This is a genomic window from Butyrivibrio sp. NC3005 (assembly GCF_000424545.1).
Classification (GTDB): domain Bacteria; phylum Bacillota; class Clostridia; order Lachnospirales; family Lachnospiraceae; genus Butyrivibrio.
The window spans coordinates 175,417-195,683 of record NZ_KE384206.1 but is presented as its reverse complement, the minus strand read 5'-3'; the positions used below and the strand labels follow the sequence as shown (position 1 = coordinate 195,683).

Here is a 20,267-nt window from a genome sequence, read left to right as displayed (position 1 = left end):
TGCTTCTGACAAAAGCATGAACCTATGATAATATAAGAAATGTTGGGTGAATTTTTCATTAAATTTCAATTAGATTCGTTACAGGATATAATTTCAAGTAAATAGTAACGTTAGATGGAGAGAGGGATATGAGTAGGTTTAAGGATTTTTTAAAGAGAAAAAATATTGAGATTTCTTTGAAGCGTTATGGAATTGATGCACTTGGTGCTATGGCACAGGGACTTTTTTGTTCACTTCTCATAGGTACTATTATAGATACTATAGGAAAACAGTTTGGGATTAGTTTTCTTCTTAGTACTGTAGCTACAATAGCAGGGAAGGAATATACCGTTGGAGGTCTTGCATCAGCTATGAGTGGTCCTGCCATGGCTACAGCTATTGGCTATGCGCTAAAATGTCCGCCGCTTGTTCTTTTTTCTATGATTACAGTTGGTTTTGCGGCAAATGCACTTGGAGGTGCAGGTGGCCCTTTGGCTGTGTTGTTTGTAACAATTCTGGCTGCAGAGATTGGTAAGGCTGTTTCAAAAGAGACTAAGGTTGATATTCTGGTAACTCCACTTGTTACAATCGGAGTTGGAGTATTTTTCTCCTGGCTTATTGCCCCGCCACTTGGAAAGGGTGCGATGCTACTTGGAGATGTAATAATGAAGGCAACCGAGCTTCATCCATTTTTCATGGGAATCATTGTTTCTGTTCTTGTAGGTATAGCTTTAACTCTTCCAATTTCGTCAGCGGCTATATGTGCAGCTTTTGGTCTTACAGGTCTTGCCGGAGGCGCTGCTGTAGCTGGCTGTTGTGCACAGATGATAGGGTTTGCAGTTATTTCTTTTAAAGAAAATAAGTGGGGCGGTTTAGTATCTCAGGGTATTGGAACTTCTATGCTCCAGATGGGAAATATTGTTAAAAATCCTAGAATATGGATAGCTCCAACACTTTGCTCTGCTATAACTGGGCCTCTTGCAACATGTCTGTTCAAATTACAGATGAATGGTGCACCTGTATCATCAGGAATGGGTACATGTGGAATGGTCGGTCCTATTGGCGTGTACACTGGCTGGGTAAATGATGTTCACGCAGGAGTTAAGGCATCAGTAACAAGCTTTGACTGGGTTGGACTTGTGATGATAGCTATTATACTTCCAGCTGTTTTATCACTTTTGATTAATGCTTTTGTAAAGAGACTTGGATGGGTCGAGGATGGAGATATGAAACTTGCGTAAGGAAATCTTTGCAGGTGATTAATAAAATTATTGAATGAAATTGTATTAAATATGTTTTTGAAGAAGGGAGCATAATATGAATTTTCAAACAGATATTTTCGAACAATATGATAAGAAATGGGCACTACTTACAGCTGGCAATAAAGAAAAATTTAACACCATGACTATTAGCTGGGGAGGTCTTGGAACACTTTGGGGCAAACCAGTTGCAAATGTTTATGTCAGAACAACAAGATATACACATGAGTTTATCGATAATAGTGATTATTTTACTATTAGTTTCTTTTCTGATGAATATAAGAAAACGTTGGCTGTTTTGGGCTCTAAGTCAGGCAGAGATATGGATAAGATGAAAGATTCAGGTCTTGTGCCAAAACAGCTGGAGCATTCCATGACTTTTGAAGAAGCAGAAGTTACGCTTGTATGTAAAAAGCTTTTTAAACAGACTTTAGATGTTAAGAATATGCCGGAAGATATAAGAACTCAGTATTATGAGAATCAACCAGACCATGACATGTATATAGGTGAAGTGGTAGAGATTATTTGATTTTTGGGGATTTACGATGGTAAAGCAAATTGTTAGAGATATATTATTTTTGCAAAAATAGATTTTTTTCCATAAACCTATTGACATAGTATGTAAAAGTAAGTATTATTATTTTCAATAAATGAGTCCCTATTCTATTTAAAAAAATGATAGGTGAAAGAGGAGGAGAAGATTATGTTAAACACAATGTCTATTAAATCATCATGTTGCATGTGCTGTTGTTTAATGAATAACTGTCAGGTACATAGAGAGGCGGATAAGTTGGCGTGTTGCTGATGATATAGTTTTTGAAATTTTTTGCCAAAGTCTATGTATCTGAGAGAACAATGTTCTCTCATTTTTTGTTTTATACAACTTGATTATTTATTAACTGCAAAATGTTTCAAAGTAAAATCGAGTAGCTGTCAGCATGTTTTATTATGCAAACTGACAGAAAGAAGGTGGGATATGAAAAATGTTTTAGCATTTGGTGATTCGAATACTTGGGGGCTTATTCCTGGTACAAAAGATAGATTTCCATGGGGGATTCGCTGGACTAGCATTATTCAGGAAAATTTAGAAGGCGTAAGAGTAATTGAGGAAGGACTTTGTGGAAGAACTACAGTATTTGAAGATGAACTTAGACCTTTGAGAAAGGCAATTGATGTTCTTCCGATGGTACTTGAAACAATTACTCCTATTGACTATGCAATTGTTATGCTTGGAACTAATGATTGTAAGGCTTTATTTCACAATAATGCATATACGATAATCAGTGGTTTAAAACTGTGTGTAAGTGAAATTGTAAAATACCTGCCGCCAGACAAAATCTTGATTGTATCTCCAATTTATCTTGGTGAGGATGTATGGAGAGAGGATAAAGATCCGGAATTTGACAAAGATTCAGTAAAGGTTAGTACCAAGCTTAAGAAATACTATAAAGAGTTTGCTTTAGAAAATGGGTATAGTTTTTTGGCAGCTTCTGATTATGCCAAGGCAAGTCATATTGATGAGGAGCATTTGGATGAGGAGGGACACAGGAATCTTTCTAAGGCAATAATTGAAAAAATAAGTCCGTTCTTGTTATAAAAGGACTAAAAAGTTGATGAAGGAGAATATTTAAATTATGAAAAAGAATCTTATTAAAAATATAAAGGCAAAAAAAATTATTACAGGAGCACTTGCGCTAGTACTTGGAGCGTCTATGCTTGGTGCTTGCGGAAAAAGTGATGCTGCAAATGGAGAAAATGGTGCGCAAAAACTTAAGGCAAACGGAAAGGTATACAGGACACTAGATGAAATCAAGAAGAGCGGAACAATTAATATTGGAGTTTTTTCTGACAAAAATCCATTCGGATATGTTGATGAAAATGGTGATTATCAGGGATATGATGTATATTTGGCTAACAGAATCGGAAAAGATCTCGGTGTGGAGATAAACTATGTTTCTACAGAAGCAGCAAATAGAGTTGAGTATCTTGAAAGTGGCAAAGTGGATATTGTTCTTGCCAACTTTACTGTGACAGATGAAAGGGCTCAAAAGGTTGACTTTGCGCTTCCATATATGAATGTTGCTCTTGGAGTGGTTTCACACAAGGATAAAGTTATAAAAGATATTGAAAAAGTCTCTTCTGATGAGCAGGTTATTGTTATTTCTGGTACAACTGCGGAGACCTTTTTAGAGAAAAACTACCCGGATATAAAGCTTCAAAAGTTTGACACTTATGCTGCAGCCAAGACTTCTTTTGAAAATGGAACTGGCATTGCGTGGGCAAATGATAATACAGAAGTTATTGCCTTTGCTAAAGAAAATGAAGGTTATGAAGTAGGTATTCCGTCACTTGGAAGTCAGGACACGATTGCTCCAGCTGTATCTAAGGGAAATGAATCACTTCTTAAGTGGTTAAATGACGAGCTTGTTACACTTGGAAAAGAGAAGTTCTTCCATGCTGATTATGAAAAGACTCTTATTGATACGTATGGTGCTGATTATGAGGATACACTTGTTGTTGAACAGGGCGATAACAAATAAGTAAGTTTAAAGATAAGTGTTTTTTAGATTATAAAATAATTTCAAAACAATAGTTTTGAAATAAAGGATTAAGGGTTTTTGAAGATGGATTTTAATGTTGTAATTTCGTATATTCCAACTTATGTTGATGCTTTTTTACTTACCGTAAAAATTGGTTGGATTGGTATAGCTTTTTCGCTTGTAATAGGTATATTATCAGCATTTATAATGCATTTCAAAATCCCTGTTCTTTCACAAATTGTCGCAGTTTACATAGAGCTGTTTAGAAACACGCCTTTACTGGTGCAGTTGTTTTTCATATATTTTGGACTACCTAAGATAGGTATCGTGATATCAGCAGGCACTTGCGGGGCTGTTGGATTAGGACTTCTTGGTGGAAGTTACATGGCAGAAGTTTTTAGAAGCGGCCTTGAGGGAGTATCTATATCTCAGACTGAAAGTTCACTTGCACTTGGTTTTAGTAAGACTCAAATGTTTATATATGTAATACTTCCTCAGGCTTTTTCTAAAAGTGTACCGGGGATTGTGGCAAATGTCATTTTTTTATTGAAAGAAACCAGTGTTTTTTCTGCAATTAGTCTTATGGATTTGATGTTTAGAGCAAAGGACCTTATAGGACTTTATTACAATACTACAGAAGCTTTGTTCTTACTGGTGATTTTCTATGTAATAATGCTTCTTCCGGTATCTTTTCTAGGAAGTGTTATTGAGAAAAAAGTGGTTTCTATTAACGGCTAAAACAAAATGGAGTGTGAAAGTAATGGGTTTTGAAGTTTTATTAAAAGGTAGTAATATGCTAAGGCTTTTGGAGGGGCTTTCCACTGCACTTAATATAAGTTTGATATCAGTTGCTATTAGTTTGGTACTTGGTATTATTCTGGGAATTTTAATGGCTATGCATAACCGTGTTGTATTATTTTTTTCCAAAATCTACTTGGAAATTGTGCGTATTATGCCACAGATGGTTCTTCTGTTTATTGTGTATTTTGGTTCAACAAAAGTAATAGGAATAAATTTATCAGCAGAAACTGCTTCTATTATTGTTTTCTCATTTTGGGGTGCTGCTGAGATGTCGGATCTTGTAAGAGGAGCGTTAAAGAGCATTCCGACGATACAGTATGAAAGCAGCGCAGCGCTTTCTCTTAGTTCATTTATGACATACAGATATATTATTATGCCACAGGTGGTAAGAATGCTTATACCTTTATCAATTAATCTTATTACCAGAATGATTAAGACTACAAGTCTTGTAATGATGATTGGAATTGTAGAAGTCTTAAAAGTGGGTCAGCAGATAATAGAAGCTAATAGAACGGCATCCCCAAATGCTGCGTTTTGGGTTTTTTTGGTAATATTCTTGCTGTACTTTGCAGCTTGTTGGCCGATTAGTCTACTTTCAAGATTTTTAGAAAAGAAATGGAAAGTTTAGTTATGAGTGAAATTCTTAAAGTAAAAAATATAAGTAAGAAATACGAAAATACAATTATATTCGAAAACTTAAATTTATCTGTACAAAAGGGCGAAGTACTCGTTATTGTTGGACCGTCCGGATGCGGAAAAAGCACTTTTTTAAGATGCCTTAATGCATTGGAAGATATACAGGAAGGTGAGATTATTCTAGATGGAGAAGTGATTAATTCTGATGCACATAACCTTCGAAAAATCAGAGAAAAGATTGGAATGGTTTTTCAGAGTTATGAACTGTTTCCTCATATGACTGTTTTGCAGAATGTGATTTTAGCTCCTGTTAAGGTGAAAAAGATAGATAAGAAGGAAGTAACTAAGAAGGCATTAGAACTTCTAAACAAAGTTGGTCTTCTTTCAAAGAAAGATAGTTATCCAAGACAGCTATCTGGCGGTCAAAAGCAGAGGGTTGCAATTGTCCGGGCATTAATGATGGAACCGGAGATTTTATTATTAGATGAGATTACTGCAGCACTTGATCCGGAGATGGTGAAGGAGGTTTTAGATGTGGTATTGTCTTTAGCAAAAGAAGGGAGGACAATGCTGATAGTTACTCATGAAATGCAGTTTGCAAGAGCAGTTGCTGATAGGATGATTTTTATCGATGAGGGAAAAATTGTGGAGGAAGGGAATCCGAAGGAATTCTTTGATAATCCAAAATCTGAGAGATTAAAGAGATTTCTTAATAACTTTAATTATGTTGAGACCAATTAAAAAATGGAACTGTTTCATAAGGAAACAGTTCCGTTTTTTATAGCAATAAGTTTTGAAACGAAGTTATTTGGTATTTTATGACGCTCTTCTTTGTCTTTGTAAAGAGCTGCATCAGCATATACTAGAACCTGTTCAGAAGTTTTATTAGGAGATGTACACTTATAGAAACCAGAACTAAATTGTGGAACGTAACTTAGTTCATTATTGGTTTCAAGTTCTTCCTGAAGCCATTGTCTGAACTTTTCGCTTAGTTCTTTTTCTTTTCCACAGACTACAAATTCGTCGCCGCCCCATCTGGCAGCTACAGCGCTTTTGTTTAAAAGCATGTGACCAAGTGATTTAGAAAAATAAATAAGAGCTTTATCTCCTTCATCATGCCCTAATATGTCATTGATACTCTTGAAATAATCCATGTCAATCATGATTATTGTGAGCGGATCTTCTTTGCTGCAAGTTGAGATTCCATCATTGATAAATTCAGTCATGCGTCTTCGGTTATAAAGCTTTGTAAGAGCGTCTGTGTATATTTGCGAATCTTGCAGTTCTACGAATATTTTTAATACTACAGGTATCACACATAGTTCAATTGCAGGCAGGTTCATTAGAAAGCCAATAAGGAAACCGCTAACTGTAAAGAATAGAATAAACAGTATCTGGCTATTATATTTTTTCTTTTCAGATTTGGTTTTAGCTCTTTTTTTGTTAAATATAGAAATGCCTGTTGCAGCAATAAGGTAGATATAATCAATAATAAGTATAAGATTTATTAGTGGTTTGAAGTATGCAACACCATCTTTTATCTCATAAACGAATACATACATGGGTGTGAACAGTATAAATAGATCAATAAGTACAGGTATGTGGATTATTATTCCCCATATATTTATTTTGTTTTTTAGAGAACTTTTCTGCGCGATATGCAAATCCGAATAAACATATAAAAACCAGAAAAAGCATGCACAGGACATTGCGGCAAAACCAATTGATACTACAAAAAGTACGAATAATTTTGGAAATATCGAGTAAAATCTTTCTCCTATAAGCAAGCGCAAATCAACAAGACAATATATCATAAATGAAATCAACATACCTTTGAAGCAGCGGATTTCACGCTTATTACCAATATTCTCATTTGCTTTAGAATAAATAATATTTAACGAAAGAAGGCTTATTAGAAGTATTAAAAAAATAAATGGCTTTATCTGTGCCTCAATGGGCATTACTTTCATCATGACTGTTTTCTCCTCGTGTTGTTTAAGTATGTAAATAATTGAATCCATAAACATACTAATTTTATTATACAACTAATAGTGCTATACTGATACCTTTTAACGTTAATTATTTTATTGACAAATAGTATCCGGGTGTATATAGTTGTTTCTATTCAAAGATAAATTAAAGTAAATATTATAAGAGTTAAAGAGGAAAAATGCATGGAGAAAAAGCAACAAACAGATGTAGTAAATGAGTGCTGCTGTAAAAAGAAAACTATTCGTTCTGATGAGCAAAAGACAGCTTTGATAAATAGATTAAAGCGAATAGAAGGACAGGTCAGAGGTCTCCAAAAGCTTGTGGAGTCTGATGCTTATTGTAATGATATCCTTCAACAGTCTATATCCGTTGGTTCTGCAATTGATGGTTTTAATCAGGAACTTCTTGGATGCCATATAAGAGGATGTATTGTTGATGGTATAAAAAACGGTGATGATGAAATTGTGGATGAATTGTTGAAAACTTTACGAAAACTCATGAAATGATTTAAATCTTTCTACGTTTTTTGAAGAAAAGAGTTTACTTGAGAGGACATAACATGAAGGACAGACAGAAACTAAATACTTACTTCTTGATTTCGATTATTTTGCTCGCAGTTATATTGAGTGCTATGCTTTGCGTTGATTTTTTTAACAAGAATTCGCAAGGAAAAGATTTTTCTAATGAATCGGTATCAACTGTAGTTAAAAAAGATACTAAAGAGAGAGTTTTAATTACAATTAATACCAAGACGCTTCAGGATGGTCTTGAAAATATGGGATTTCTGATTACTCAGGAGTACTATTTTACAAATATCGAAAGATATTCCAAAGAAAAAACATTTCTAAAGTTTATTACAACATCGTCAGAATTTATCTACAGTTATGATGGTACTGTAAGTGCTGGTGTAGATTTTTCTAAAATATCTATTACTAAAAATGATACAAATAAGACTTTGTTTATCAGTATTCCAAATTCAGAGATTAAATCTATAAACATAGATAAGAATACTTTCAAAATATATTCAGAGAGTGAATCTTTGTGGAATCCTCTTAAGCTTGATGACTACAATGCATCTCTTGCTGAATTTGAGAATGCTGCAAAAAGTAAGGCATTAGCTAATGGAATTTTGGTAAAGTCGGATGAGCAGGCAAAATTACTTATAAAGAATTTTGTTCAAAATTTTCCTAATGCTTCTGACTATAAAGTAGAATTTGGAATAAAACGATAAAAGGAGTTTGGTTTTGAGATTAAAAAAGACAGCTATTATAGCAATATTACTTCTTATTGCAGTGATTTCTTTTACGAAAATTGCACCTTTTGCGGCTTCTGCGGATAACCATCAGCATTCAATTGAGCAGACTCAGAAGAAAGTTGAAACAGTTATGAAGCTTTCAGGTGGCGCTGCTGGTGCTTCAGCTATTCTTTCTCTTTTGCCTGGAGATGCATGTACGCCTATTGCACAGCAGTTGGCGCAGCTTGCAACTTACTTTTTGGCAATCCTTAGTGCTTTGTATTTGGAAAAATTTTTAATTACAATGTCAGGATATGTAGTATTTACATTTTTTATACCAATTGTTTGCGTTCTTATGAGTGTTGCGCTTTTATTTAATAAAAAAAGATATCGTGTGATTGCAAGTAAAATAGCACTCATTGGGATTGTTGTTTATATGATAGTACCTGCAAGTGTAAGACTTTCGGATATTGTCTATGAAACTCAGAGAGAAAAAGTTGAGAATACAATAAATCAGTACGATGATATTGAAAACGATGAAAGTTTGGATTCTGAATTTGGTAATGAGTCGTCTTCTATTACCAATAAGATGGTGGATAAATTTACAGGCTTTCTTAGTGGAATGTTAGAATCACTTGCTGTAATGATTGTTACATCCTGTATTATTCCTATACTTGTATTTGCTTTCCTTGTATGGATGGTAAAAGTTTCATTTTCATCTAATATTACGATTAAGCTTCCGGAAAAATTTAATAGGGCTAAAGCTGATAAGAGAAAAAACTATACGGATGAAATTGATATAGATGAAAATGCAAGGGATGAGGAGATAGAAGAGTAAATTTAAGTTCGTGAGATTATAATCAAGCGGCAAACTAAACAAATAAATGACTTTTTGTTTAGTTTGCCGCTTTTAGTAATTACAAAATAGCTTCAATATACAATGTTTTTTCTTTTGACAGATCGTGATAAGTATCGCCACATTGAATAGTAGGTCTTGCTAAGTGTAGCGGATCAATATAGATGATTTCGCCTTCTTCACCATTATTGAGTCTTACTCTATTCTGACGGTAGGTTTCAACTATATTCTTTAAGAAGGTCATTATGGCCTCTACGTCGTATTTCTGCAGACCTTCATCTTCGAACATTTGTATTGCAACAAACGGGCACAAAGCTTCGCGATATACTCTGGCGCTGGTCATCGCATCATAAACGTCAGCTATTGCCACGATACGAGCAAATTTATCTATTTGTTCTCCTCGAAGATTACTAGGATAACCTGTTCCATCGCATCTTTCATGGTGTTGAAGGCAGGCTAGTTTAACATGTTCATTAATTTGCTGATTTTTTAAAATCTCATAACCTCTTTGGGGATGAGTCTGGATTAACTGATATTCTTCATCTGTGAGTTTATTTGGCTTATTGAGAATATCTTCAGGAATTTCCATTTTACCAATGTCATGAAGTATTCCTGCTTCTGTAAGAATGATTATTTCGTCAGGGCTCATTTTTAGCCATTGGCCTAGAATATTACAAATCATCGCAACATTTATGCAGTGTACATAAGTTGCATCATCGTAGCTTCGAAGAGAGTGAATCATTCCGAAAACTTCCTGAAGATTTGATCCACCGCTAATCATTGCGTATATAGGGTCAATCAAAGGCTTTGTTTCAATTGGTTTTCCACTGGAGATTGTTTCTTTGATATTTTTTTTAAAATCACCTGTAAAATCTTCAAAGTCTGTTTTAAATTTTTTGAAAGTTGGTGTTTGACGCATTCTTGCAGCGTAAGATTCGCTATCAACACTTATAACTTTTGAATCATCAATTAATACGTATATTATAGAATAAAAAGCAAGTTTTGTAATTGAAGCATCGTCAAGTACAGTTCCTTTTGACATTATAAGCTGGTTGTGATCAAAAGAATACACATTTTCAGCAAGCTTCATACCTGGTGTGAGTTCAGCAATTCGTAATCTAAGCATCATTCACCTCTCTATTAACAGTAATTTATGGTTAACATCATCTTTAAAAGCTTTTTGGTCAGTTAATTTATCGGTCTAAATATGTTAATATATTAGATGATATACGCTAACTGTGATTTCTTTATAAAAAATCTGGAGGGAAAATGAATAATTCAAGTGTTAAAACAGCTATTTTTATGGCAGATGGATGTGAAGAAGTTGAAGCCCTCAGCACTTATGATATCTTATATCGTGCCGGCATTGAATGCATTAAGGTTTCAGTCTCAGACAGCTTGTCTATAACTTCATCGCATAAAGTAACAATTCTTTGCGATACTACAATCAGTCAGTTGAATTTTGATGATATAGATATGATTATTCTTCCTGGCGGAGTTCCGGGAACACCGAATTTAAAAGCATGTTCTGTTTTGTGTGATAATATAAAAAAGTATATTGCAGAAGGAAAAAAAGTAGCAGCTATTTGTGCGGCTCCAACTATTTTGGCAGAGCTTGGGCTTTTGAAAAATAAGAAAGCAACTTGTTATCCTTCATGCAAAAATACTCTTACAGATAATGGTGCATTATATGTTGAGGACAAGGTTGTTGTAAGTGACAATATCATAACCAGCAGAGGTGTTGGAACAGCGCTTTACTTTGGACTTGCAATTGTTGAAATGTATTTTGGGTTAAAAGAAGCAGAGCATCTTAAGGAAAGTATTGTTTTATAATAAAATTTCAAGCCCCACGGCAGATGCTGCGGGGCGTTTTTTTGAGCATAGATTTTTGTCACTACGTTCTAAAAACCACGCAAACTGGTCATTTGAAAAGGCTTCGCCTTGAACCAGTTTGCCACTTGACTTTTGTTCTCACGAAACTCGCAGTAAATGCGAGTTTCTGAATGTAAGTGACAAGAAGTCATAGGTTATTGTTTTCATCAGGAAAATCAATAACCGTACCAGACCAAAATTCGTCGTTAAGACAAATTTTGTCCTGCGAAGCAGGATTCTTGCTGATGATTATCCTAAATCTCAGCAAGAAGTCATAGATAATAATAAATCGCGTAAATCACATGGTGATTTGTATGCTGACAAGCGTCAAAAAGTGGAGGAGAAAAGTATGAGTACGTATACAGTTAGAAGAGCAAATGAAAAAGATATTCCGCGTATATTGGATTTACTTGTCCAAGTTGATATGGTTCATCATAATGGGAGACCGGATTTGTTCAAGGGACCGGCTACTAAATATAACGAAGCTGAGTTAAGTAATATTTTAAAAGATGATAAGATGTTTGTTTTCGTATGCGTGAATGAGGATGACTACGTTTGTGCCCATGGATTTTGTATTGAAAAGCAGGTTGTTAATGATAACGTTTTGACTGATGTGAGAACTCTTTACATAGATGATATTTGCGTGGATGAAACATGCAGAGGACAAAATGTCGGGAAAATTCTATATGAGCATATTCATCAATTTGCAAAAGAAATGAAATTTTATAATATCACATTAAATGTTTGGTCATGCAATCCTTCTGCAAAAAAGTTCTATGAGAAAATGGGATTAAGACCTCAGAAGATATGCATGGAGACTATTATAGACAGGCAGGGAGAAGATTGATGCTACTTGATAAGGATATTAGAAAGCCTTTGGGGCTTTTTTTGCAGCACGAATATGGAAAGATAAAAATCATAGAAGAGAAGATGATTGGTAATTCCAGAGCAGATTTATTAGTAATAACAAGCAATGCTCTTATCGGTGTAGAGATAAAATCTGATGCTGATACATATGCTCGTCTTTCAAGTCAGACAGAAGATTATGATACCATTTTTGATTATAATATTGTGGCTGTCGGAAGTTCTCATGCATTTCATATTGAAGAACATGTACCAAAACACTGGGGAATCATAACGATAGATGAAATTGAAGAAGGAGTTGATTTCTATTTTCTTAGAAAGCCGGCAAAGAATGATAAAGCACTTATTGAAAGGAAGTTAGAGCTATTATGGCGTCCTGAATTTAATGTTGTTTTGCAAAATCACAATATGCCAAAGTATTCATCGTCTAGTAAGCCTTTTCTTATAAAAAAGATCATAGAATGGACCAAACTTCCTCTTCCTAAAACTGAAATTAAGAGATTAGAGCAGTTAAAACAAACTGATGATAGTATAAAAGTTCCACAAACTAGAATAGATATAGAAAAACTCTCGCCCGAAATCTGCAGTATTCTTCTTAACAGAAACGAAGAGAAGATACTTAAAGAAATTAAAGAATATAGAAAAAGTAAGAATCCAAGAAGAAGAGGAAGAAAAAGAAATACGAATATAAAATCAATTAGGAGAAGAGCCAAAAAATAACAAAAAAGTTCTTGATTTCCACTTTTGAGGAAATCAAGAACTTTACAAAATTTATAGAACTTTGCTCAAGAATAGCTTTGTTCTGTCATTCTGAGGATGATCAAAAAATTCTGAAGGGGTATTTTCTTCCAGGAAATTTCCACCATCTAAAAACATTACTCTATTAGAGACATTTCTGGCAAATCCCATTTCATGAGTAACTACAACCATTGTCATTTTTTCCTTGGCAAGGTCTTTCATTACGTTTAAAACTTCACCAACCATTTCAGGATCGAGAGCAGAAGTGGGTTCGTCGAATAGCATTACTTCAGGTTGCATACACAAAGCCCTTACTATGGCAATTCTTTGTTGTTGTCCGCCGGATAACTGGCTTGGATATGAATTGACTCTGTCTTCAAGTCCTACTCTTTTAAGAAGGCTTATTGCCATTTCTTCAGCTTCCTCTTGTGATTTGTGCTGAAGGCTTATAGGAGCGATTGTGAGGTTCTTTAAAATGGTCATATGTGGGAAGAGATTAAACTGTTGAAAAACCATTCCCATTTTTTGACGATGAATGTCGATATCTGTCTTGGGATTGCAGATATCAACGTTGTCGAACAGTATCTGTCCGGATGTCGGAGTCTCAAGTCTGTTCAGGCATCTAAGAAAAGTAGATTTTCCTGAACCAGACGGTCCTATTACGCATACAACATCGCCCTTATTTATATTGACAGTAATGTCATTTAAAACTTTCTTTTTGCCAAATTGTTTGCAAAGGTTTTTAACCTGTATAAGCGTGTCTTTGGTCTCTTTATTATTATCGTTCATTTTTACGAAGATTCCTTTCCAAATGCTTAACTATCTGAGTGAGTATCATTACTAAAACAAGATAAGTAAGTGCAACAGCAATAAGCGGCATAAATGCTGAGTAGGTACGGCTTCTAATGATATCTCCACCTTTGGTCAGGTCTTCAAGTGCTATGTATCCAGAAACAGAAGTCTCTTTAATAAGAGAAATAAATTCATTGCAGAGAGCAGGTATTACATTTTTTACTGCCTGAGGCATTATTATTTTTACCATTGTCTGATTAGATGAAAAACCTAGGCTTCTTCCAGCTTCGTACTGTCCACGCGGGATTGAATTTAATCCTGAACGGAATATTTCAGCCTGATATGCACCTGAATTTATACCAAAAGCAATGATAGCAACGAATGACTTATCAATTCGTGTGCTGCCAAATATTACAAAATATATTATGAGCAACTGAACAACAACTGGTGTTCCACGAATAATAGTAAGATAAATATCGCATATAAAATTTAGTATCTTACAATTTCCATTGTTATCATGGCTATATTTAATAACTGCTATGATAAAACCTAAAATAATACCTATGATAATCGAAAAAATAGAAATTTTAAGTGTAAGCAATAAACCATTCGTAAGATACTGCCAACGATTATCATCTATGAAGTTTAAAATAAACTGTTCTCTGAAATTTTCAAACATGTTCCTTAGTCCTTAGTAATATAATTATTCGGCGGTAATGTATTTATCAATAATCTTATCGATAGTACCGTCTTCTTTCAATTCGGCAAGTGCTTTATTAATCTTGTCAAGAAGTTCTGTATTTCCCTTGTTTACAGCAATAGCATAAGATTCTTCAGCATATGCAGTATCTAGAATTTTAAGCCCCTTGTTCTCAGATACGAACACCTTTGCAGGTTCATTATCGATTACAACTGCATCAATTTTGCCCTGTACAAGTGCCTGAACTGCCTCCATTCCCTTGTTATAACGCTCAACGTGATCATCGCCAAGGTCATCAGTTACGTACAAATCACCAGTTGTTCCTGTCTGAACACCGACAATCTTGTCTTTAAGGTCATCTGGACCTGAAATAGATGAGTTTTCAGGAACAATAATAGACTGACGAGCAGAAGCATAGGAATCTGAAAAGTCTACACTCTTTTTACGATCTTCTGTAACTGTCATTCCTGCCATGCCAAAATCCGCTTTCTTACTGGAAAGCTCAGGAATAATGGAATCAAATGCAATGTCTTCGATTTCAAGTTTGTAGCCAAGTTTATTAGCAATTGCTTCAGCTATTTCGGCATCAATTCCCACTATTTTATTATTGTCATGATATTCATAAGGTGGAAATTCGGCGTTAGTTGCCATTGTAATGGTATTATCATCATTTCCTGACTTTCCACATGCGCAGAAACTGGCAGTAAGTACCACAGCCATTATTGCAGACAGAATCTTTTTTTTCATAAATAATCCTCCTGTTATGAAATTAATGTAAAAAATAAAAATAATTATTAATGATATTAATTTTGCCATGAAAAAATATACAAATATTAAATCACAATAGTTGCATAAAATCAATACAAAAATGAATATTTATAGAATTTACTTTTTATGTTTTTACAGTTTTATACATTTAGAAGACTATTGAAAATAGACAGTTTTAAACGCGGACTGTTTAATACTTTTCGTCATTTTCATGAAGCATTTGTATATCATCAGCTGATAACTGCATTGTGGTGAAAGGGTTTTCTTCGTATTGTGTATATACTAACTTTTTGTGTAAAAGGCATAGTGTTTTTTCTAGGATAGGTGCATAAATATCATCACCTTTTTGTTCCATAAATATGCATACTTCTATTCCATAGGAATAGAGTTTACTTATCTGAGACTCTACAGAAAGCCTTATGTTCTCATAGTTTGGAAGCGGTGAAAGTGTATTGTATAGAGCTTGCATTGCACCTGATACATTTCTGATATATTCAGAAGGATTTGAAATCTTAGTAGAGGCTCCGAAAGTATTATTATACTGGTACAAAGTCTCTTTAACATTTCCTATACTATGAGCTCTTGCGTATAAATATGCCATTATTTCATAATCTTCCAATATGCAGTTTTCCCTCATTCGAATTTGGGGATTTTCGAAAAGTCTACGGTGAAAGATTTTTGTCGGAAGGTATCCTCCAAGACTTATCAGATAGCTTCTTTTTTCATCAGTTAAAACACCGGTAAGTTTATCACTTGCCTGAAGGATGATTTTGTCAAGAGATTGGTCATACATAGCGCAGTCAACGATTTCAAAACCGCCTTCCATTGCCCTTGAATAAAGCTTTTTGTACATATTTGCATTTATAAAATCATCGCTGTCGACAAAGCCAATATATTGACCTTTAGCTGCATTTAATCCGAGGTTACGGCAACCGCCTGGTCCTTTATGTTCTTTGGAATCAATTACGTGAATAAGTCCTGAATAATCCGTCTGATACCGTTGAATAATCTGCATAGTACGGTCAGTGGAAGCATCATTTATAATGATAATTTCTATATCAGAAAGTGTTTGCTTTACAACCGTATCTAAAGTAGCAGATATTGTTTTTTCTGAATTATAGGCTGGAATGATGATACTTACTTTTATAAGATCAGACATACCTTCCTCCTGATTATTTGCCTAATATTTGTATTTTTTGTAGTTCTGTAAAATAATATGTCTTATATTGTTTGGATTGATTAGCTATAGTTTTTGTTTTCATGCTTTTGTTTACAATTATTATAGTTAGTATTATTTCGGATTTATTGTCTGATTATTGAACCCACATTATTAATTTTACGTAAAAAAGTGATTATTATCAAGGTAAATGAAAAAATATTATTTTGACTATTGACATAATTGTATTACGGAACTATTATTAGTGTACTAACACAAATAATACAGTTCATACAAGAATGAAAGGAGCGAAGTAATTGTTTATTCATATCGACTATCAAGATTCTCGCCCCATTTATGAACAGATTTATGATGGTTTCAGAAAGCTGATTATAAATGGAGTTTTGGAGAGTAATGAGCAATTGCCTTCTGTTAGATCACTTGCTGTTGAACTGTCTACAAATCCAAATACAGTTCAGAAAGCGTATGCAGCTTTAGAACGTTCAGGATTTTTGTATACAGTCAAAGGTCGGGGAAACTTTGTAAGTGGTAATATGTCTTTGAAAATGGAAAGACAGAAAGAGCTCAGACTCGAAATTGAGAAAATTTTGAAAGAGGCTGAAGAAATTGGTATCGATAAAAAGGATTTGTTGGAAGGATTGATATAATTATAGTTTTTGTCACTTCGTTTAAAAACATAGCGACAATATGTGAGGAAAGTGTATGATTGAGATTGTTGATTTATTTAAGAGTTTTGAAACTGGAGATAAGAAAAATCCAATTAATGCTTTAAATGGTATCTCACTGAAAATTTCAGACGGAGAAGTATTTGGCTTGATTGGTACAAATGGTGCAGGTAAGTCTACTATGATGAGACTTATTTCAGGTATTTATCGTCCTGATAAGGGAAAAATACTTATGGATGGACAGCCTGTATATGATAATGTTGAGGCTAAAAAGGAGATTTTCTTTGGTGCTGACGAACCGTTCTTTTTTTCTAATAGTACACCAAAAGAAATGATGAATTACTATAAAGACCTTTATCCAAAATTTGACTGTGAGAGATTTTTTAGTCTTTTGGATAGATTTGGTCTTGAAAAAGTTAGAAAGATAACTACTTTTTCAAAAGGTATGAAGAAACAGCTGGTTTGTATTTTGGGCATTTGTTCTAATACGAAATATCTTTTTTTGGACGAAACATTTGATGGCCTTGATCCAGTTATGAGACAGGCGGTTAAAAGTCTTTTTGCTAATGATATGGAAACACGAGGACTTACACCTATAATTGCATCTCATAACCTTAGAGAATTAGAGGATATTTGCGATCATGTTGGTTTACTTCATCAAGGCGGTGTTATACTGTCTCAAAATATTGAAGAGATGAAGCTGGGTATTCAGAAAGTTCAGTGTGTTTTTGAGAATGAGAATGATTTATCAGGTTTAAAAGCAAAAACAACTGTAATGATTGATGATAAGCGTGGAAAACTCCACACACTAACTTTAAGAGGTAGTAGAGAAGAGATTGAGGGACTTTTTCGAGGATTAAAAATGGTTTTCTTCGAAATGCTTCCTTTGACACTAGAAGAAGTCTTTATTAGTGAAACGGAGGTGGTTGGATATGACATCAGAAAGATTATTGAGGGGTGATAATGTGAGTATTACACAAAATGAACCTAAGAAGACAGGCTGTTTTAAAAATTTCTTAACTTTGCAGAAGCAATTCATGAGAGAACATAATGCTTTTATCATTATTGTTTCTATTTTGTTCTTTCTATATTATGTTGGAATTCTCAGCACAGGCTGCATGCTTATAAAAGCAGATGTAGATTATGAAATTGATACTTTTACAAAATTTGAAGAGTATCTGTTCAAGTGGAATACAATAACTATATTAGGGTGTGTTGTTCTTGCAGCTATGTCTGCTGTGTTTAGTTTTAACTGGATGAATAATCGACAGAAAATCGATTTTTTTGAGGCTTTGCCTGTAAAAAGAAATATAAGATGGTTTGCAAATTACCTTAGTGGTATGCTTATGGTCGTGATTCCAGCAGCATTGTTTTGCCTATTGGGACTTGTTTGTACAGGCTTTTTTGGATATTTTTACAATCATTTGATAATACATGTAGTATGTAACTTTATTAAGGAAATTTCCTTTTTTGCAGCGATTTATTCGATTACTGTATTTTCAATGATGCTTTGTGGAAATTCATTTATTGCACTTTTACTATGTACAGTTTTGAATTTGGTAGAAGGAGATATTCTTTTATTAAGCAATTTTTATCCTTCTGCCTGCTTCGAAACATATTACTTGAATTTTTACAATACGTTCGAAGAGTGTAATTTCATTTCTCCTTTTCTTAAGGTGTTTTTACATAATGACATGAAGAATTCGTTAGTACTATACGATATTGTTTTTGCTATAGTAATGACAGTAATTTCGTTTGTTATTTTTCATTTTAGGAAAAATGAAATGGCGGGGAATTCATTCGTATTTAACAAGGTAAAAATGTTTACATTTGTATCGGTGACTATTCTTGGAACACTTAATGTAATGCTTATGTTTATTTATCTGTTCAAGGATTCTAATAGAATAAAAACAAATGTATTCCTGGTTTTAGTGACTGTTGTTATATGCTTTATAATATCAATGATAATGAATCTTATACTGCTTAATGGAGTAAAAGCATTATTTAAGAACTTTAAATTTACACTTGCCTGCTGTGTGTTTGCCTCAGTGTTCATTATTTCATTTAGACTTGATTTATTTGGATATAATTCATATCTTCCAAACCCATCTAAGGTTGAAAGTTGTGCGCTGTTCGATGCTTACTATGGAAGCGATAACGAACTATTTAATAGTGAGTATGCTAGTGACAGTCAGAGAATATCAAAATACTTTGCAGAAAAATATATGAATATCACTGATGTTCAAAGCTTCGAAAGAATTGCAGCTGTAGGACAAAGAAACAAAGTTACAAATGAGGTCTATGGTAATGATTTAGTGGTTTTATATAGAATGAAGAATGGAAGAAAGATATATCGTGTAATCACGGTTCCGTTCAACATAGATGAAGCTTTAATGGATAAGGTTACGAGCTCTAACCAGTTTAAAGAGGGTGCTTTCAAGATTTATCATGTAGATGAGTTTGAGAAAGAATATCCGGAGAATCATGACTTTTCATATCATAGTTATGGTGAATCTATTCATAGCACTAAAAGAAGTGCGGTTAAAGAGTTTGTTAAAGCTTACAAGAAAGATCTTGAAAGTTACTCATATAGTAAAGAGAAAAATGATCTTATTATAGGAAAAGTTCAATACTCTGGAGAGAAGGATTATTGCAAACGAAGCATCACTCTTCCTGTGTATGCTTCATATACTAATTCTATAAATGTGTTAAAGCAAAATGGTATGTTGCTTAGTCAGAAAGCAAGTACATATAATGTGAAAGCTATAACGATATCTCATTATTCAAATGTAGATGGAGAAGACATAAAAGATAAAACTGTCACTTACACTGATGAGAATAAGATGCATGAAATATTATCTCATGTTCACGGAAATAGTAGCAACTATTGGATGTCAGATGAGGAGGACGATAGCTCTGAAGATTATTACAGAATAAATATGTATTATATGTCAAGGAAAGAATTGACAGATAAACTTATAAAAGAAAAAAATAAAAATGAAAAAGATAAAAATGAAAAAGATAATGAGCTTAATAGTTCTGGCAGCAATAAAGAAGATCAAGACAGTTATGATGAGTACGATAGTGAGTATGGAGACGAATATGATGATGAATATGGATATGATGATGAATATGGATATGATGATGGCAGAGATTCGGATGAAGAAAATGTAATTATTCCTGTTCAAGACGAAGAAGGAAGAACTATTTCAAATTATAGAAACTTCAGTTTTAATAAAAATGAAGTACCTGCTTTTGTTATTTCAGATTTGAAGTAAAATGTCGAAATATCCAAAGCGTCTTGAACTTTCACTGCAGATGGTTTTAGGAAAATAGCAATTAGTAAACTAATTCGGGATGATTGTTTAATACATTCGTCCCGAAATTTTTTGCT

22 protein-coding genes are annotated in these 20,267 nt (G+C 33.8%); 16 read left to right on the top strand and 6 right to left on the bottom strand.

Annotated elements, in window-relative coordinates:
- Positions 1–128 precede the first annotated feature (128 nt).
- The 7 genes from G634_RS0115765 to G634_RS0115735 all read left to right on the top strand — a co-directional run bounded on the left by G634_RS0115765 (position 129) and on the right by G634_RS0115735 (position 5,956).
- Positions 129–1,220 (top strand): PTS transporter subunit IIC, encoded by a 1,092-nt coding sequence (locus tag G634_RS0115765; protein ID WP_026506067.1) that lies wholly within the window; start codon positions 129–131, stop codon positions 1,218–1,220.
- A gap of 76 nt (positions 1,221–1,296) precedes the next feature.
- The gene (locus G634_RS0115760; protein WP_026506066.1) at positions 1,297–1,767 is read left to right on the top strand and encodes a flavin reductase; all 471 of its coding nucleotides are present in this window, start codon (positions 1,297–1,299) and stop codon (positions 1,765–1,767) included.
- A 447-nt stretch (positions 1,768–2,214) separates the two neighbouring features.
- Entirely contained in the window at positions 2,215–2,835 is a 621-nt protein-coding gene (locus tag G634_RS0115755; protein WP_026506065.1) for a GDSL-type esterase/lipase family protein, read from the top strand.
- Between the two features lie 37 nt (positions 2,836–2,872).
- Positions 2,873–3,778: a transporter substrate-binding domain-containing protein gene (locus G634_RS0115750; RefSeq protein ID WP_035800425.1), complete on the top strand. Its 906-nt coding sequence runs from the start codon at positions 2,873–2,875 to the stop codon at positions 3,776–3,778.
- A gap of 84 nt (positions 3,779–3,862) precedes the next feature.
- A complete protein-coding gene (locus G634_RS0115745) occupies positions 3,863–4,516 on the top strand; it encodes an amino acid ABC transporter permease (RefSeq protein ID WP_026506063.1) in 654 nt (217 codons plus the stop codon).
- A gap of 13 nt (positions 4,517–4,529) precedes the next feature.
- A complete protein-coding gene (locus tag G634_RS0115740; RefSeq protein WP_026506062.1) occupies positions 4,530–5,207 on the top strand; it encodes an amino acid ABC transporter permease in 678 nt (225 codons plus the stop codon).
- A 2-nt stretch (positions 5,208–5,209) separates the two neighbouring features.
- Positions 5,210–5,956 (top strand): amino acid ABC transporter ATP-binding protein, encoded by a 747-nt coding sequence (locus tag G634_RS0115735; protein ID WP_305803623.1) that lies wholly within the window; start codon positions 5,210–5,212, stop codon positions 5,954–5,956.
- A gap of 14 nt (positions 5,957–5,970) precedes the next feature.
- On the opposite strand, the gene G634_RS20595 is transcribed toward G634_RS0115735, so the two are convergent.
- A complete protein-coding gene (locus G634_RS20595; protein ID WP_026506060.1) occupies positions 5,971–7,188 on the bottom strand; it encodes a GGDEF domain-containing protein in 1,218 nt (405 codons plus the stop codon).
- A 201-nt stretch (positions 7,189–7,389) separates the two neighbouring features.
- Between G634_RS20595 and G634_RS0115725 the strand changes: the two genes are divergently transcribed.
- The 3 genes from G634_RS0115725 to G634_RS0115715 are packed head-to-tail and all read left to right on the top strand — an operon-like array spanning position 7,390 to position 9,279.
- Complete coding sequence (locus G634_RS0115725; RefSeq protein ID WP_026506059.1) at positions 7,390–7,713, top strand: metal-sensing transcriptional repressor; 324 nt, start codon at positions 7,390–7,392, stop codon at positions 7,711–7,713.
- Between the two features lie 53 nt (positions 7,714–7,766).
- Complete coding sequence (locus tag G634_RS0115720) at positions 7,767–8,438, top strand: DUF4230 domain-containing protein (protein ID WP_026506058.1); 672 nt, start codon at positions 7,767–7,769, stop codon at positions 8,436–8,438.
- Positions 8,439–8,451: 13 nt separating this feature from the next.
- The gene (locus G634_RS0115715; protein ID WP_026506057.1) at positions 8,452–9,279 is read left to right on the top strand and encodes a hypothetical protein; all 828 of its coding nucleotides are present in this window, start codon (positions 8,452–8,454) and stop codon (positions 9,277–9,279) included.
- A 79-nt stretch (positions 9,280–9,358) separates the two neighbouring features.
- On the opposite strand, the gene G634_RS0115710 is transcribed toward G634_RS0115715, so the two are convergent.
- On the bottom strand, positions 9,359–10,426 hold the full coding sequence (locus tag G634_RS0115710) for an HD-GYP domain-containing protein (protein WP_081676677.1): 1,068 nt from the start codon (positions 10,424–10,426) through the stop codon (positions 9,359–9,361).
- Positions 10,427–10,566: 140 nt separating this feature from the next.
- Between G634_RS0115710 and G634_RS0115705 the strand changes: the two genes are divergently transcribed.
- From G634_RS0115705 to G634_RS19680, 3 genes are all read left to right on the top strand, one after another.
- A complete protein-coding gene (locus G634_RS0115705) occupies positions 10,567–11,130 on the top strand; it encodes a DJ-1 family glyoxalase III (protein WP_026506055.1) in 564 nt (187 codons plus the stop codon).
- A gap of 388 nt (positions 11,131–11,518) precedes the next feature.
- Positions 11,519–12,016: a GNAT family N-acetyltransferase gene (locus G634_RS0115700; protein ID WP_035800421.1), complete on the top strand. Its 498-nt coding sequence runs from the start codon at positions 11,519–11,521 to the stop codon at positions 12,014–12,016.
- Complete coding sequence (locus G634_RS19680; RefSeq protein WP_051234147.1) at positions 12,016–12,753, top strand: sce7726 family protein; 738 nt, start codon at positions 12,016–12,018, stop codon at positions 12,751–12,753. Before G634_RS0115700 ends, G634_RS19680 begins: the two co-directional genes overlap by 1 nt.
- Before the next feature lie 51 nt (positions 12,754–12,804).
- Here G634_RS19680 and G634_RS0115690 read toward each other — a convergent pair whose 3' ends face one another.
- The 4 genes from G634_RS0115690 to G634_RS20590 form a co-directional block, all read right to left on the bottom strand.
- Positions 12,805–13,560, bottom strand: coding sequence for an amino acid ABC transporter ATP-binding protein (locus tag G634_RS0115690; protein WP_026506053.1), 756 nt, complete (start codon positions 13,558–13,560; stop codon positions 12,805–12,807).
- Positions 13,550–14,242 carry an amino acid ABC transporter permease gene (locus G634_RS0115685; RefSeq protein ID WP_026506052.1) on the bottom strand — a complete coding sequence of 231 codons (693 nt, stop codon included), beginning with the start codon at positions 14,240–14,242 and terminating at the stop codon, positions 13,550–13,552. Before G634_RS0115685 ends, G634_RS0115690 begins: the two co-directional genes overlap by 11 nt.
- Before the next feature lie 24 nt (positions 14,243–14,266).
- Positions 14,267–15,010 (bottom strand): basic amino acid ABC transporter substrate-binding protein, encoded by a 744-nt coding sequence (locus G634_RS0115680; RefSeq protein ID WP_026506051.1) that lies wholly within the window; start codon positions 15,008–15,010, stop codon positions 14,267–14,269.
- A 211-nt stretch (positions 15,011–15,221) separates the two neighbouring features.
- On the bottom strand, positions 15,222–16,190 hold the full coding sequence (locus G634_RS20590; RefSeq protein ID WP_051234145.1) for a glycosyltransferase family 2 protein: 969 nt from the start codon (positions 16,188–16,190) through the stop codon (positions 15,222–15,224).
- Between the two features lie 314 nt (positions 16,191–16,504).
- Between G634_RS20590 and G634_RS0115670 the strand changes: the two genes are divergently transcribed.
- The 3 genes from G634_RS0115670 to G634_RS0115660 are packed head-to-tail and all read left to right on the top strand — an operon-like array spanning position 16,505 to position 20,151.
- Positions 16,505–16,855, top strand: coding sequence for a GntR family transcriptional regulator (locus G634_RS0115670; RefSeq protein WP_026506050.1), 351 nt, complete (start codon positions 16,505–16,507; stop codon positions 16,853–16,855).
- Between the two features lie 55 nt (positions 16,856–16,910).
- Positions 16,911–17,834: an ABC transporter ATP-binding protein gene (locus G634_RS0115665; protein WP_026506049.1), complete on the top strand. Its 924-nt coding sequence runs from the start codon at positions 16,911–16,913 to the stop codon at positions 17,832–17,834.
- On the top strand, positions 17,806–20,151 hold the full coding sequence (locus tag G634_RS0115660; RefSeq protein WP_026506048.1) for a DUF6449 domain-containing protein: 2,346 nt from the start codon (positions 17,806–17,808) through the stop codon (positions 20,149–20,151). The genes G634_RS0115665 and G634_RS0115660 overlap by 29 nt, the downstream gene beginning before the upstream one ends.
- The last annotated feature ends 116 nt before the right edge of the window (positions 20,152–20,267 follow it).

Bases quoted from the DNA above. Each gene is read 5' to 3' on its own strand.
- G634_RS20595 (WP_026506060.1), bottom strand. From the start codon at position 7,188: ATGATGAAAGTAATGCCCATTGAGGCACAGATAAAGCCATTTATTTTT.
- G634_RS0115705 (WP_026506055.1), top strand. From the start codon at position 10,567: ATGAATAATTCAAGTGTTAAAACAGCTATTTTTATGGCAGATGGATGT.
- G634_RS0115755 (WP_026506065.1), top strand. From the start codon at position 2,215: ATGAAAAATGTTTTAGCATTTGGTGATTCGAATACTTGGGGGCTTATT.
- G634_RS0115750 (WP_035800425.1), top strand. From the start codon at position 2,873: ATGAAAAAGAATCTTATTAAAAATATAAAGGCAAAAAAAATTATTACA.
- G634_RS0115690 (WP_026506053.1), bottom strand. From the start codon at position 13,560: ATGAACGATAATAATAAAGAGACCAAAGACACGCTTATACAGGTTAAA.
- G634_RS0115745 (WP_026506063.1), top strand. From the start codon at position 3,863: ATGGATTTTAATGTTGTAATTTCGTATATTCCAACTTATGTTGATGCT.
- G634_RS0115765 (WP_026506067.1), top strand. From the start codon at position 129: ATGAGTAGGTTTAAGGATTTTTTAAAGAGAAAAAATATTGAGATTTCT.
- G634_RS0115760 (WP_026506066.1), top strand. From the start codon at position 1,297: ATGAATTTTCAAACAGATATTTTCGAACAATATGATAAGAAATGGGCA.
- G634_RS0115735 (WP_305803623.1), top strand. From the start codon at position 5,210: ATGAGTGAAATTCTTAAAGTAAAAAATATAAGTAAGAAATACGAAAAT.
- G634_RS20590 (WP_051234145.1), bottom strand. From the start codon at position 16,190: ATGTCTGATCTTATAAAAGTAAGTATCATCATTCCAGCCTATAATTCA.
- G634_RS0115710 (WP_081676677.1), bottom strand. From the start codon at position 10,426: ATGATGCTTAGATTACGAATTGCTGAACTCACACCAGGTATGAAGCTT.
- G634_RS0115725 (WP_026506059.1), top strand. From the start codon at position 7,390: ATGGAGAAAAAGCAACAAACAGATGTAGTAAATGAGTGCTGCTGTAAA.
- G634_RS0115720 (WP_026506058.1), top strand. From the start codon at position 7,767: ATGAAGGACAGACAGAAACTAAATACTTACTTCTTGATTTCGATTATT.
- G634_RS0115665 (WP_026506049.1), top strand. From the start codon at position 16,911: ATGATTGAGATTGTTGATTTATTTAAGAGTTTTGAAACTGGAGATAAG.
- G634_RS19680 (WP_051234147.1), top strand. From the start codon at position 12,016: ATGCTACTTGATAAGGATATTAGAAAGCCTTTGGGGCTTTTTTTGCAG.
- G634_RS0115685 (WP_026506052.1), bottom strand. From the start codon at position 14,242: ATGTTTGAAAATTTCAGAGAACAGTTTATTTTAAACTTCATAGATGAT.
- G634_RS0115680 (WP_026506051.1), bottom strand. From the start codon at position 15,010: ATGAAAAAAAAGATTCTGTCTGCAATAATGGCTGTGGTACTTACTGCC.
- G634_RS0115660 (WP_026506048.1), top strand. From the start codon at position 17,806: ATGACATCAGAAAGATTATTGAGGGGTGATAATGTGAGTATTACACAA.
- G634_RS0115700 (WP_035800421.1), top strand. From the start codon at position 11,519: ATGAGTACGTATACAGTTAGAAGAGCAAATGAAAAAGATATTCCGCGT.